This is a genomic window from Achromobacter sp. D10 (assembly GCF_035282245.1).
Classification (GTDB): domain Bacteria; phylum Pseudomonadota; class Gammaproteobacteria; order Burkholderiales; family Burkholderiaceae_B; genus Achromobacter; species Achromobacter insolitus.
The window spans coordinates 67,966-81,827 of sequence record NZ_JAYJLE010000007.1; the positions used below are offsets into that span (position 1 = coordinate 67,966).

10 protein-coding genes are annotated in these 13,862 nt (G+C 66.4%); 6 read left to right on the top strand and 4 right to left on the bottom strand.

Annotated elements, in window-relative coordinates; all coding sequences use genetic code 11:
• Positions 1-55 precede the first annotated feature (55 nt).
• The 3 genes from VCS63_RS19595 to VCS63_RS19605 form a co-directional block, all read right to left on the bottom strand.
• Positions 56-910 (bottom strand): inositol monophosphatase family protein, encoded by an 855-nt coding sequence (locus tag VCS63_RS19595; protein ID WP_063641149.1) that lies wholly within the window; start codon positions 908-910, stop codon positions 56-58.
• Positions 911-1,054: 144 nt separating this feature from the next.
• Positions 1,055-2,524: an NAD-dependent succinate-semialdehyde dehydrogenase gene (locus tag VCS63_RS19600; RefSeq protein WP_063641150.1), complete on the bottom strand. Its 1,470-nt coding sequence runs from the start codon at positions 2,522-2,524 to the stop codon at positions 1,055-1,057.
• 149 nt (positions 2,525-2,673) lie between these two features.
• Positions 2,674-3,939, bottom strand: coding sequence for a 4-aminobutyrate--2-oxoglutarate transaminase (locus VCS63_RS19605; protein ID WP_063641289.1), 1,266 nt, complete (start codon positions 3,937-3,939; stop codon positions 2,674-2,676).
• A gap of 168 nt (positions 3,940-4,107) precedes the next feature.
• Between VCS63_RS19605 and VCS63_RS19610 the strand changes: the two genes are divergently transcribed.
• The gene (locus VCS63_RS19610) at positions 4,108-5,628 is read left to right on the top strand and encodes a PLP-dependent aminotransferase family protein (protein ID WP_042794421.1); all 1,521 of its coding nucleotides are present in this window, start codon (positions 4,108-4,110) and stop codon (positions 5,626-5,628) included.
• On the opposite strand, the gene VCS63_RS19615 is transcribed toward VCS63_RS19610, so the two are convergent.
• The gene (locus VCS63_RS19615; protein WP_313379589.1) at positions 5,614-6,510 is read right to left on the bottom strand and encodes a DUF72 domain-containing protein; all 897 of its coding nucleotides are present in this window, start codon (positions 6,508-6,510) and stop codon (positions 5,614-5,616) included. The two genes, VCS63_RS19610 and VCS63_RS19615, sit on opposite strands and share 15 nt — an antisense overlap.
• A gap of 118 nt (positions 6,511-6,628) precedes the next feature.
• On the opposite strand from VCS63_RS19615, the gene VCS63_RS19620 reads away from it, so the two are divergent.
• The 5 genes from VCS63_RS19620 (at position 6,629) to VCS63_RS19640 (ending at position 13,857) form a co-directional block, all read left to right on the top strand.
• The gene (locus tag VCS63_RS19620; protein WP_042797216.1) at positions 6,629-8,737 is read left to right on the top strand and encodes an ATP-dependent helicase; all 2,109 of its coding nucleotides are present in this window, start codon (positions 6,629-6,631) and stop codon (positions 8,735-8,737) included.
• A 65-nt stretch (positions 8,738-8,802) separates the two neighbouring features.
• Complete coding sequence (locus VCS63_RS19625; RefSeq protein ID WP_042794419.1) at positions 8,803-9,807, top strand: magnesium and cobalt transport protein CorA; 1,005 nt, start codon at positions 8,803-8,805, stop codon at positions 9,805-9,807.
• 79 nt (positions 9,808-9,886) lie between these two features.
• Entirely contained in the window at positions 9,887-10,546 is a 660-nt protein-coding gene (locus VCS63_RS19630; protein ID WP_104653668.1) for a thermonuclease family protein, read from the top strand.
• Between the two features lie 99 nt (positions 10,547-10,645).
• The gene (locus tag VCS63_RS19635; RefSeq protein ID WP_063959779.1) at positions 10,646-12,883 is read left to right on the top strand and encodes an ABC transporter substrate-binding protein; all 2,238 of its coding nucleotides are present in this window, start codon (positions 10,646-10,648) and stop codon (positions 12,881-12,883) included.
• On the top strand, positions 12,880-13,857 hold the full coding sequence (locus tag VCS63_RS19640) for an ABC transporter permease (protein WP_042794417.1): 978 nt from the start codon (positions 12,880-12,882) through the stop codon (positions 13,855-13,857). The genes VCS63_RS19635 and VCS63_RS19640 overlap by 4 nt, the downstream gene beginning before the upstream one ends.
• Positions 13,858-13,862 lie beyond the last annotated feature (5 nt).

Sequence of the window (13,862 nt, forward strand, 5' to 3'; positions counted from 1 at the left end):
GGGGATAACTCCTAGGGATAACCCCGAGATTTCGACCTCTCTTTAGGGGCTTCTGTCAAGCCTCGGGGGTATCCGCCATGTCCCCCAATAAGGCTTTGCGGGCGGCGTGCCAGCTGCCCGCGTCCGGCGCGTAGAGCAGTCCGCCAGTGCGATGCGTGGGCTTATAGGGGGAGCCATCGAAATGGGCGGCGTAACCGCCGGCCTCGCGGTGCAGCAGCCAGCCGGCGGCATGGTCCCAGGCGGTCAGTTGGTTGTATAGCGCGACGTGGCAGTGCCCCGCAGCCAGCATGCGGTACTCGTGCGCGGCGCAGCGCAGCGAGGCGGTGCTTCCCAGGCGCGCCAGATTGCTGTTGACGGCGGTGCGCAGCGGCTGGGGCAGCGCGCCGGTCGAAATCAGGCCGTCCATGTCTTCGGGAGGCACGGGGCTGGCCACGGCCAGTTGGGTCTGCTTGCCGTTTTCGTATTCCATCCAGGCGCCTTCGCCGCGCACGGCCAGCGCGCTGTCGCGGCTGACCGGATCGTAGATGACTCCTGCGATCACGTCGCCGCGATGGCAGGCGGCAATCATCATGCCGAACAGAGGCAAGCCCGCCACATAGTTGCGGGTACCGTCGATGGGGTCGATCAGGAATGCCAGGTCGGCGTCGACCAGCATGTTCAGCAGGGCGGGATTGCGAGCCGAGGCTTCTTCGCCGATCAGGACGGCGCCGGGGTGCAGTTTGGCCAGACGGGCCGCGATCAGGCGCTCGGCCGCTTCGTCCGCGTCGGTCACGAGATCCCGCGCGGAGCTTTTGCCGCGCACCGCGCCTTCCGGCAGATTGCGAAAGCGCGGCATGACTTCCGTTTGCGCCGTTTCAGCCAGGATGGCGGCGAGCCGGCGGGTGTCCTCGCGGGTAAAGGTTCTGCTCATACGGACTCGTTCGTTCGGGGAACGCGCAAATCTACCATGCCTGGCGCGGGCCGGGATGCAACATCGCCGGCCCGGGGTACCCGCGCAGGCCGCAGCCTGGCCCCGCTGGCGGCCGGCCAGCGGGGTGTCGTCGATCTGGCGCGATCAGGCGCCCAGGTCCACGCAGAGGTACTTGATTTCCAGGTAGTCTTCGATGCCGTACTTAGAGCCTTCGCGTCCCAGGCCGGATTGCTTGACGCCGCCAAACGGACCGACTTCGTTGGAGATGATGCCGGTGTTGATGCCGACAATGCCGTACTCCAGCGCTTCGGACACGCGCCAGATGCGGGCGTAGTCGCGAGTGAAGAAGTAGGCGGCCAGGCCGAAGATGGTGTCGTTGGCCATGCCGATGACTTCTTCTTCGGTTTCGAAGCGGAACAGCGGAGCCACCGGGCCGAAGGTTTCCTCGGTCGCGAAACGCATGGACTGCGTCACGTCGCGCACCACCGTCGGCTCGAAGAACGTGCCGCCCAGCGCATGGGGCTTGCCGCCGGCGATGACACGGGCGCCGTGCGAGGTCGCGTCGGCGATGTGTTCCTGCACCTTTTCCACCGCGCTGCTGTCGATCAGCGGACCCTGGGTCACGCCGTCGGCAAAGCCATCGCCGACCTTCATGGCTTCGACCTTGGCAACCAGGCGCTTGGCAATCTCTTCATAGACGCCGGCCTGCACGTAGATGCGGTTGGCGCAGACGCAGGTCTGGCCGGCATTGCGGTACTTGGATGCCAGGATGCCGTCGACGGCGCGGTCCAGGTCGGCGTCGTCGAACACGATGAAGGGCGCGTTGCCGCCCAATTCCAGCGACAGCTTCTTGATGGTGGGCGCGCATTGCTCCATCAGCGTGCGACCGACTTCGGTGGAGCCGGTGAAGCTCAGCTTGCGCACCACGTCGCTTTCGCACAGGGCCGCGCCGATATCGCGCGAGCTGCCGGTGATGACGTGGAAGACGCCTGCGGGCACGCCGGCTTCCTCGGCCAGCACGGCCAGCGCCAGCGCCGTCAGCGGGGTCTGCTGAGCGGGCTTGACCACCATGGTGCAGCCGGCCGCCAGGGCGGGACCGACCTTGCGCGTGATCATCGCGGCCGGAAAGTTCCACGGCGTGATCGCGGCGGTCACGCCGATGGGTTGCTTGAGCGCCATCAGCCGTTGACCCGCCTTGGGGCTTTGCAGGATGTCGCCGTCGATGCGCTTGGCTTCCTCGGCGAACCACTCCAGGAACGAGGCGGCGTACGCGATTTCGCCAGCGGCCTCGGTCACGGGCTTGCCCTGTTCGGACGTCATGATGGCGGCCAGATCCTTCTGGTTCTGCATCATGAGCTGCGACCACTTCAGCAGGATCGCGGCGCGTTCCTTGCCGGTCTTGGCGCTCCAGGCGGGCAGGGCGGCCTCGGCGCTGGCGATGGCCTGTTCGGTTTCCTTGCGGCCCAGCTTCGGCACCGACAGGATGGTCTTGCCGGTGGAGGGGTTGGTCACGGGAATGGACGCGCCGCTGCCGGCGCCTACCCACTTGCCGTCGATGTAGCAGGCGTCGCGCAGCAGATCGGGGCGTGCCAGGGGTTGGGTCAGTGCTGTCATTGTTGGAGTCTCCTTGAATGGATTGCGGCCGGCCAGGAAACGGCTTGCGGGCGTGGCGGGTAGACGGCTTGATGATCAAGCCGGAAACCCGCTACGCCCGCAAAACTTGTGCCTGCCTGCCGAAGAACCGGTTGTTCAGGCCCTGTTCGTCAGGCGGCGAGCGCCTCGGACAGGATGGCCAGCGCGCGATCGAACTGGGCGTCGGGGATGGTCAAGGGGTACAGGAAGCGCAGGACGTTGCCGTACACACCGCAGCTTAGCAAAATCAGGCCCTTTTCGATGGCGCGGGCTTGCACGCGCTTGACCGCTTCCGCATCCGGCTTGCCGGTGGCTGCGTCGTTAAGCTCCAGCGCGACCATGGAGCCCAGGCCGCGCACGTCGGCGATGCCCGGAACCTTGGCGCGCAGGCCTTCCAGGTGCGCGCGCAGCTTGTCGCCCAGGACCACGGCGCGTTCGCACAGCTTTTCCTCGGCGATCACGTCCAGCACGGCATGCGCCGCCGCTACCGCCAGCGGGTTGCCGGCGTAGGTGCCGCCCAGGCCGCCCGCGGCCGGGCCGTCCATGATCTCGGCGCGGCCGACCACGCCCGAGATCGGGAAGCCGCCGCCCAGGCTCTTGGCCATGGTGATCAGGTCGGCCTGGACCGAGTGGTGTTCCATGGCGAACAGCTTGCCGGTGCGGCCGAAGCCGGTCTGGACTTCGTCGGCGATCAGCAGGATGCCGTGCTCGTCGCAGACCTTGCGCAGCGCGGTCATCAGTTCGGGCGGGGTGATGTTGAAGCCGCCTTCGCCTTGCACGGGCTCGATGATGATGGCTGCGACGCGCTTCGGATCGATGTCGCACTTGAACAGCAGGTCCAGCGCCTTGAGCGAGTCCGCCACGGTGATGGATTGGGTGGCGTTGGGGAACGGCACGTGATAGATGTCGCCCGGCATCGGACCGAAGGACAGCTTGTACGGCGCGACCTTGCCGGTCAGGGCCATGCCCAGCATGGTGCGGCCATGGAACGAGCCCGAGAAGGCGATGACGCCCGAGCGGCCGGTGGCCGAACGCGCGATCTTGATGGCGTTTTCGACGGCTTCCACGCCGGTGGTGAAGAAGGCGCTCTTCTTCAGGCCGTCGATGGGGGCCAGGCGGTTGATGCGCTCGGCCAGCGAGACATAGCCTTCGTACGGGACGATCTGGTAGGCCGTGTGCGTGAAGTTGTCCAGTTGCGCGGCAACCGCGGCTTTGACCTTCGGGTGCAGGTGGCCCGTGTTCAGGACGGCGATGCCGCCTGCGAAATCGATGTATTCCTTGCCATTGGCATCCCACAGGGTGGCGTTTTCGGCGCGCACCGCGTAGAAGTCGCACATGACGCCGACGCCACGGGGCGTGGCCAGGGAACGGCGGGTATTCAGGTCCTGATTCTTCATCTCAGCCTCGGAGAGCATGATAGGCGGGAAAAAACCCCCACGGCGCGCCTTTGGCTAGCTGCCCCTGGGGGCGCTTTTTACCTTGGGGCGGCCCGGCGGCAAAAACCTTATTTAATGCTACGATGGCCCCATTTGTGGGAACCACTTTTATAAATCGGGTAGAACCAATTGCGGTCTATTGTCGGTGACTTGCTGCAGCTGCGGCTGGCGGACGGCTCCAGCGAGCCGATGAACAAGCGGCTGTACCGCGGCATCCGGGAGGCCATCCTGGACGGCGCCATCGCGGCGGACTCGCGGCTGCCGGCCACGCGCGATCTCGCGGCCGAGCTCGGCATCGCCCGCAACACCGTGGTCCACGTCTACAGCCAGCTGCTGGCGGAGGGCTATACCCGCAGCCGCCAGGGCAACGGTACCTTCGTCAACGCCTCGGTCCCGGATTCCTACCTGGCCAGCGGCCGGCGCAAGCACCTGCCGCCGCCGGCGCAAGCGCGTGCGGCGCTGTCGCCGCGCGGCGCGGCCATTGTGGATGGCGTGTCGGCCTCGCCCTACCAGTGGGGCGCGTTCATGCCCGGCGTGCCCGATCTGACGGAGTTTCCGCATAAAAAGTTCGGCCGCATCGTCAGCAGCCTGTGGCGCAATCCCTCGCCCGACCTGCTGACCTACGCCTATGGCGGCGGACTGCCGGCTTTGCGCGAGGCGCTGGCGCAGCATCTGGCGTTGACCCGTTCGATCGATTGCGATCCCGAGCAGATCATCATTACCGAAGGCTCGCACCAGGCCATCGACCTGACCACCCGCATCCTGGGCGAGGCTGGCGAGACCGCCTGGGTCGAGGACCCCGGCTACTGGGGCGCGCGCACCATTCTGCAGGCCAACGGCCTGCGCACGGTGCACCTGCCGGTGGACGAGGAAGGCATGCGCCTGCCGGACACGGTGGGCACGCCGCCGCGCTTTATCTTCGTCACGCCATCGCATCAGTATCCGCTGGGCCCGGTCATGTCGCTGACGCGCCGGCGCCAACTGCTGGCGGTGGCGCGGCAGAGCGGCAGCTGGATCATCGAAGACGACTACGACAGCGAGTTCCGCTTCTCGGGCCGGCCCATCGCGTCGCTCCTGGGGCTGGAACCGGATGCTCCCGTGATCTACATGGGCACGTTCAGCAAGACCCTGTACCCGGGCCTGCGCGTGGGGTACCTGGTGCTGCCCAAGACCCTCACCGCCGCGTTCCAGGCGGCGCACGCGGAGCTCTACCGCGAAGGCCATCTGATGACGCACGCCGCCCTGGCCACGTTCATCTCGGAAGGCCATTACGCGGCCCACATCCGCCGCATGCGCATGCTGTACGGGCGTCGCCGCGCCATGCTCGTCAACCTGATCGAACGGCGGCTGGGACCCGATTGGCTGCATCGCGACGCCAGCATGGCGGGGCTGCACCTGGTGCTGACGCTGCCCCCGGACATGGATGACCTGCGCGTGGTGGACGTGGCGCGCGGCAAGGGCGTGTTGACGCGCGCGCTGTCGCGCTATTACGTCAATGACGAAGGCCGGCGGCCGGGCCTGCTGCTGGGCTACGCCTGCGTGCCCGAGCACGATATCGCGCGCAAGTTCGAGGTGCTGCTGGAAAGCCTGGCCGAAGTGGCGCGCGCACCTGCCGCGGCGCAGCCCCTCGCCGCTTCAGGCGGGCGCTAGCGCGGCCGCGAAGGCCGCGGCGTTGCGCACGCCCTGGTCTTCGAAGTTGGTGTTGAACACCGCGTGGGCCTGGGCGCTTTGGGCCGCCAGGCGAGAGAAGCGCTCGGCGAGTTCGGCCAGTTCCTGTTCGGAGTATTCGTATTGGAAGCGTCCCGAGGATGCGCCGCCGGATACGTTCCAGGTGGCGGCGTTGCGTCCGTGCAGGCGCAGCAGCGTCAGTTCCGGGTGGGTGCATGCCCATATGGCGGGCACTGAATTGTCAAACCCCTGCGGGCTGTCGACCACCGTATGCGCCAGCCCCAGGTCGCGTTCCAAGGCCAGGGTATCCGCGGTGGCGGCGGGCGAATCGAACCAGCTGCGGTGGCGGAACTCCACCGACACCAGGTGTTCCTCCATGCGCCGCGCGCAATCGGCGACCCGGGCCCGGCCTCGCGCGTCGCGCCGGATCCAGGGCGGAAACTGGAAATGCACCGCGCCCAGCTTGTCCGACATGCGCAGCGGCTCCAGCGCAAGCTGGTAGCGGCGCCAGAGTTCGTCGCGCAGGTCCGCCGGCATCCGGTCGTGGTAGATGACGGGTTCGGGCCAGCCAGGCAGTTCGCGCCGGATGTCCGCGGGCAGGGCGGAAAGCGGCGTCTGATGGCCGGTGAACAGCCGGAAGGCCTTGATATTGAAGATGAAATCGTCCGGCGTGCGCAGCGACCAAAGGTAGGCATTTTCCGCCGTGGGCATGGCGTAGTAGCTGGAATCCACCTCGGCCATGGGAAAGCGCGATGCATAAAAGCGCAGCCTGGCCTCGGCGCTGCGGACATCCGGGGGATAGAAGCGGCCGCAGGCCAGGAGGGTGGGATCGGTCCAGGAGGCGGTGCCGGTCAGTAGGCGCATGGCCGAGGGCAAATCAGACGGAATTGAAAAATTTCTGTATAAATATACAGTGCCGATCGAGGGCCGGGCAACGCTCACCCTCCAATTTCCAGAGGCCGCGGCAATGCGGCCCCGCTTCATGTCCGACCAAACCAATCCGCCATCCCCGTCCGCCGCCGACCGCCCCGATCCCCTGGCCGATCTCAACCCCGCCCAACGCGAAGCCGCCGAGTTCGGTGTGGCGGGCGCGCCTGGAGACGATGGCCCCTTGCTCGTAATTGCGGGGGCGGGTTCGGGCAAGACCAATACGCTGGCCCACCGGGTCGCGCACCTGATCCTGAACGGCGCGGATCCGCAGCGCATGCTGCTCTTGACCTTCTCGCGCCGCGCCGCGCTGGAAATGGAGCGGCGCGTGGGCTCGGTGCTGCAGCGGGTGATGAATCTGCGCGCGACGCAACAGGCCCCCTCGCTGCCATGGGCGGGCACCTTCCACGCCATCGGCGCGCGGCTGTTGCGCGACTGCGCGCAACGCATCGGCCTGTCCGAGGCCTTCACCATCCATGACCGGGGCGACGCCGAGGACCTGATGGGGATGGTGCGCCACGAGTTGGGCCTGTCGTCCACCAAGTCCCGCTTTCCCCTCAAAGGCACTTGCCTGGCCATCTATTCGCGCGTGGTCAACAGCCAGACCCCGGTGGCCGACGTCCTGAAGACATCCTTTCCCTGGTGCGCCCAATGGGAGGACGAACTCAAGAACCTGTTCCGCGCCTACGTCGCGGCCAAACAGGACCAGCAGGTGCTGGACTACGACGACCTGCTGCTTTACTGGGCCGAGATGATGGGAGAGCCAGGCATCGCGGCCGACGTGGGCGCGCGTTTCGACCACGTGCTGGTGGACGAATACCAGGACACCAATCGCCTGCAGTCCGCGATCCTGCTGGCCATGAAGCCGGACGGCCGCGGCCTGACGGTAGTGGGCGACGACGCCCAGTCCATCTATTCGTTCCGCGCGGCCACGGTGCGCAACATCCTGGACTTCCCGGGGCAATTTCCCACGCCCGCCCGCGTGATTACGCTGGACCGCAACTACCGCTCCACGCAGCCCATCCTGAACGCGTCCAACGCCGTGATAGGCCTGGCCACGGAACGCTACGCCAAGGACCTGTGGACCGACCGGCAATCGTCCCAGCTGCCCGAACTGGTGACGGTCAGCGACGAAGCCGGCCAGGCCCGCTGGGTGGCCGACCAGGTGCTGGCGCAGCGCGAGGGCGGCGCCACGCTCAAGTCGCAGGCGGCGCTGTTCCGCACCGCCAGCCACAGCGCCGCGCTGGAACTGGAGCTGACTCGCCGCAATATTCCCTTCGTGAAATTCGGCGGCTTGCGCTTCCTGGAGGCCGCGCACGTGAAGGACCTGCTGTCGATATTGCGCTGGGCGGAAAACCCGCGCGGCCGCATGGCGGGATTTCGTGTGGCTCAGCTGCTGCCCGGCATCGGCCCGGCCACTGCGGGCAAGCTGATGGACGCGATGTCCGCGTCCGCCGAGCCCCTGCGCGCGCTGCGCGAGTTCAAACCGGGTTCCGCGGCCCAGGCGGAGTGGGGCGCTTTTGCCGACACCTACGCGGCGCTGTGCGATCCCGCTCAGAAATGGCCGGCCGACGTGGACCTGGCCCTGCGCTGGTATGGGGCGCAGCTGGAACGCCTGTACGACGATGCGCGCGTGCGGCGCGCTGACCTGGACCAGCTGGCGCGCATCGCCGCGGGCTACGGCACGCGTGAACGCTTCCTGACCGAACTGACGCTCGATCCGCCCGATGCCACCAGCGACGAGTCCGGCGCGCCGCATCGCGACGAGGACTACATGATCCTGTCCACCATCCATTCCGCCAAGGGCCAGGAATGGAAGGCGGTCTATGTGCTGAACGTGGTGGACGGCTGTATCCCTTCCGACATGAGTACCGGCACGGCCGAGGAAATCGAAGAAGAGCGCCGCCTGCTCTACGTGGCGATGACGCGGGCCAAAGAGCGCCTGCAGCTCATCGTGCCGCAGCGCTTCTATGTGCACCAGCAGACCGGCATGGGCGACCGGCACGTTTATGGATCGCGCACGCGCTACATCACGAACGCCATGCTGCCACTGTTTGATCACTTGCCCAAGCTGCCCGATTTGCCGGCCGGGCGCGCCGCGCCCAAGGAACCGCAGGCGCCCGCCGTGGACGTCGCCAAGCGGGTGCGCAACCTGTTCTCGTAGGCTGGGCTATCATCGGCCGATATATATAAGCTGTCCGGCAGGGATCGCATTGACCAAGGGTGTGTATGTCTACTGAAGAACATGCGGCCGACGGCTCGAAGACCGAAGTCGTCGCATCGATCGCCTACGTGAACGGACGGCGGGACCGCGAGGTCCCCATCGACGAAGTCGCCCAGTACGTCAGCCAGGACCACGGCATGCTGTGGATCGGCCTGCGCAATCCGCGCCCGGAAGTGCTGGCCAAGGTTGCCAGCGAACTCGGCGCCTGCGACAAGAACCAGGAAGAGATGCTGGAAACCCACCGGCGGCCGAAGATCATCGACTACGGCAACATGATCCTCATCGTGGCCATTACGGTGGAGGTCGAGGCCGAGCGTCCCATCTTCGGCGAGACCCAGTTCCTTATCGGCGACGGTTTCCTGGTCACGGTGCGGCGCGGCGCGACCGCGGGCCACAGCCCCTTGCGCGAACGGCTGGAGGCTTCGCCCGACCTGCTCAAGCGGGGCAGCGATTACGTCGCGTCCGAATTGCTGGATTGGCTGGTGGACCGTTATGTCGCGGCGGCGGGCAAGATCGAAACCGTGGTCGAAGGCGCCGAACAGAAGCTGCTGATCCGCGGCGCCAAGGACTCCGATATCCGCAGGCTGTACCGGCAGCGCCGTGACCTGCTGCGCATCCACACCGTCGTGTCGCCGCTGGCGGAGATCTGCCGCCGCCTGGCTCGCGTCGAGATGTCGGCGGTGGACGAGCACGCTCGCCCGTACTTCGGCGAGGTCGCCGACCGCGTGCTGCGCGTGGACGAACTCTTCAACTCGCTGCGCGAATCCCTGGCCTTCGCCTTTGAAGCCAGCCTGATGATAGGCCAGGCCGCGCAGAACGACACTACCCGCAAGCTGGCCTCCTGGGCCGCCATCCTGGCGGTGCCCACGGCCATCGCGGGCATTTACGGCATGAACTTCGAATTCATGCCCGAGCTGAAGTCGCCCTGGGGCTACCCGGTCACGCTGGGCGTCATCGCGTCGGTCTGTTCGGTCCTGTATTGGCGTTTCCGCAAGTCGGGCTGGCTGTAGACCAGGGCTGCTTTCAGCACGACCGCCACCACCACCTTTATGGCAAACTGCCTGCGTTTTCCTATCTGGAGCCCGGCTGGTGCGTGGCAAATCTCCCTTTCGCGGCGGCAGCAAGCTGACCGCTCTGATTGTCGCCTTGATCCTTGCGGCGGCGGGCGCCATCGTCAATTGGTTGCAGCCCTCGGGTAGGGAGGGGCAGGACCGGGCCGAACGGCCGACCTCCTCGACCCAGGACAGGCCGGGCGCGGTGCTGGCGGGCGGCGTGCCCCAGGGCAGCTACACCCTGACGGGCATGATCGTGAATGTCGCTGACGGCGATACCGTGACCCTGCGCGCACCGGACGGCCAGCATCGCATCCGCATGGACAGCATCGACGCGCCCGAAGAGGGTCATGGGTCCGAGCAGCCCGGCCAGCCTTATGCCGAGGCGGCGCGCAAGAACCTGGCCGGCCTGGTCGCGGGCAAGACGCTCACCGCGCAATGCTACGAAAAGGACCAGTACGGACGGGAAGTCTGCGCCCTGATCCTGGACGACGGCCGCTCGGCCAATCGCCTGCAGGTGGAGGCCGGTTACGCCTGGGCGTACACGGCGCGCCAGGGCGACTATCTGCGCGACAAGGCCATGCCGGACCTTCAGCGCCAGGCCAAGGCGGCCGGGCGCGGCCTGTGGGCGCAGCCTGGCGCCATGCAACCCTGGAAGTGGCGCTATGACTGCTGGCGGCAGCGCCAGTGCGGTTGAGCCCGCACGTGAACGCTGCCGGCCCTGGGGGATGCCTGGGTATGGGCCGGCGCCGGGGTTTGCTATCCTCTGTCGCAACGATTTGAAGGGAAGGTTTCCATGCGCGGATTGAAGCGGCTCTGGGCGGCGGCCATGCTGCTGTCGCTGGCGATGGCGGGCTGCTCGCAAGAAAGCCCCATCAACAGCCCCTACGCGTCCGGCGCCGAAAGCCAGAACACGCTGTTTTCCGCCTTCGTCAAACGGTCCCCGAAGTACCTGGATCCGGCCAGCTCTTATTCTGGCGACGAGACCCCTTATACGTACAACATCTATGAGACGCTGTACGGCTACCACTACCTGAAGCGGCCCTACGAGCTGGTGCCGCGCGCGGCCGCGGCCATCGACCCGCCCGTCTACCTGGATGCGCAGGGCAACACGCTGCCCGCCGACACGCCCGGCGAGCGGATCGCGCAAAGCATCTACGACATCAAGATCCGGCCCGGCGCGCGTTATGCGCCGCATCCGGCTTTCGCGCGCAAGACGGATGGCAGCTACGACTACTTCCCGCTGGCGCCGGGGGAGCTGGACGACAAGTTCTACATCCCCGATTTCCCGCGCACCGGCACGCGCGAGCTGACCGCGGACGACTATGTCTATGCGTTCCGGCGCCTGGTCAGTCCGCGTGTCGTGTCGCCGATCTCCGGTCTCATGATTGAGCATGTGGCCGGCCTGAAAGAGTACGCGGAGCGTCTGCGCCAGCGCGACCAGGCGCTGCGCAGCGACATGCCGGGCGGCGCCGGCACGCCTCCGTGGCTGGACCTGCGCGAACCCGACGGCTTTACCGGGGTGCAGGCGCTGGACCCGCACACGCTGCGCATCCGCGTCAACGGCAAGTACCCGCAGTTCAAGTACTGGCTGGCCATGACCTTCACCGCGCCTATTCCCTGGGAGGCCGATCGCTTCTACAGCCAGCCGGGCATGGCGGCGCACGACCTGTCATTCAATACCTGGCCGGTGGGCACCGGGCCCTACATGCTGGTGGAGTCGCTGCAGAACCGGCGTCATGTGCTGGGCCGCAATCCCAACTTCCACGGCGAACCCTATCCCTGCGAAGGCGAGCCGGGCGACGCGGCTGCGGGCCTCCTGGCTGACTGCGGCAAGCCCACGCCCTTCATCGACCGCGCGGAGTTCAGCGTCGAAAAGGAAGCCATACCGCTGGTCGGCAAGTTCATGCAGGGCTATTACGACGTGCCCCAGATCGAGCGCGGCGAGTACGGGGTGGCCATGCTGGTCGCCGCGGGCGACAGCCAGGACAAGGCGCGCCAGTATCGCGAGCACGGCATCAAACTGCCGACCACGGTCGAGACCGCCAACTGGTACATGGGTTTCAACTGGCTGGACCCCGTGGTGGGCAAGGGCGATACGCCGGAGCAGGAGGAAAAGAACCGCAAACTGCGCCAGGCCATCAGCATCGCCTTCGACTGGGAAGAGTACGTCGCGGTATTCGAGAACAGCCAGGCCTCGGTGGCTTATGGTCCGGTGCCGCCCGGCGTGCTTGGCTATCGTGAACCCCCCGAAGGCGTGAACCCGGTCGTCTATGACCTGGTGGACGGCAAGCCGGTGCGCAAGTCCGTGGACGTGGCCCGCCGCCTGCTGGCCGAGGCCGGCTACCCCGACGGCCGCAACGCCAAGACGGGCGCGCCGCTGGTGCTCTACTACGACTCGATGGTGGGGGGCGGCTCCAATCCGCAGTTCGACTGGATGCGGCGCCAGCTGGCCAAGATCGGGGTGCAACTGGACGTGCGCGCCACCGACTACAACCGCTTCCAGGACAAGATGATGCGCGGGTCCGCGCAGATCTTCCTGTGGGGTTGGAACGCCGACTATCCCGATGCCGAGAACTTCCTGTTCCTGCTTTATGGCCCCAATGCCAAGGCCAAGGGCGGCGGCGAGAATGCGGCCAACTATGCCAGCCCCGAGTACGACCGCCTCTTCGAGCAAATGAAGTTCCTGGACGATGGCCCAGAAAAAGAACAGCTCATCGCGCGAATGGTCGCCATCGTGCAGCGCGATGCGCCCTGGATGTTCGGCTACTTCCCGATGTCGGGCGGTGCCTACCAGCAATGGGTCGGCAATGCCAAGCCGACCCAGATGGTCCGCAACACGCTGCAGTACCTGAAGATCGACCCGGTCCTGCGGCAGCAGAAGATCGACGAGTGGAACTACCCGAAGTGGTGGCCGATAGGCCTGTTTGCGCTGTTGCTGGCGCTGGCGATATGGCCTTCCTATGTGGCGCTGAAGCGGCGCGAGCGCCAGACGGCCTTCGTGCCGTCCCAGGGCAAGGAGCATCAATCATGATCGGCTACGTGATCCGCCGGTTGCTTTACGGCGTGCTGATCCTGATCGGCGTGAATCTCTTCACCTTCATCCTGTTCTTCGCGGTGAATACGCCCGACGATATGGCGCGGCTGGCGATCGGCGGGCAGCGCGTCAACCAGGACGCGGTAGAAAAGTGGAAGGCCGAGCGGGGCTACGACAAGCCCTTGTTCTTCAACGCCAAAGCCGAAGGCGCGGCCCAACTGACCGACACGGTGTTCTACCAGCGCTCGGTGCCTCTGCTTGTCATGGACTTCGGCGCGTCCGATGGCGGGCGCGACATCGGACGCGAGATCAAGACGCGCATGGGCCCCAGCCTGGCCCTGGCGGTGCCGACCTTTTTCCTGGGGCTGTTCGTCAGCATCGTCTTTTCCCTGACGCTGGTGTATTTCCGGGCGACGCGCCTCGACTTCTGGGGCGTGGTGGTCTGCGTGCTGCTGCTGTCCATTTCCAGCCTGTTCTACATCATTGCCGGCCAATGGGTATTCGCCAAGCTGCTGCGCCTGGTGCCGTTCTCGGGTTTTTCGGGCGGGCTGGACGTGGTCAAGTTCCTGGCGCTGCCGGTGCTTGTCGCGATCGTCTCGCGGCTGGGGCCGGAAGCGCGCTTCTACCGCACCCTGTTCCTGGAGGAGATTGGCAAGGACTATGTGCGCACTGCGCGCTCCAAGGGGCTGGCCGAACGCGTCGTGCTGTTCCGGCACGTGCTGCGAAACGCGATGCTGCCCATACTGACCAGCACGGTGGCCGCCTTGCCGCTGCTGTTCATGGGCAGCCTGATCGCAGAGTCCTTCTTCGGCATTCCGGGGTTGGGCAGCTACACCATCGACGCGATCAACGCGCAGGATTTCTCCATCGTGCGCGCCATGGTGTTCCTCGGGGCCGCCCTCTACATCGTGGGGCTGATCCTGGCCGACATTTCCTACACGCTGGCCGACCCCCGCGTCAGATTCGAGTAGCCGCC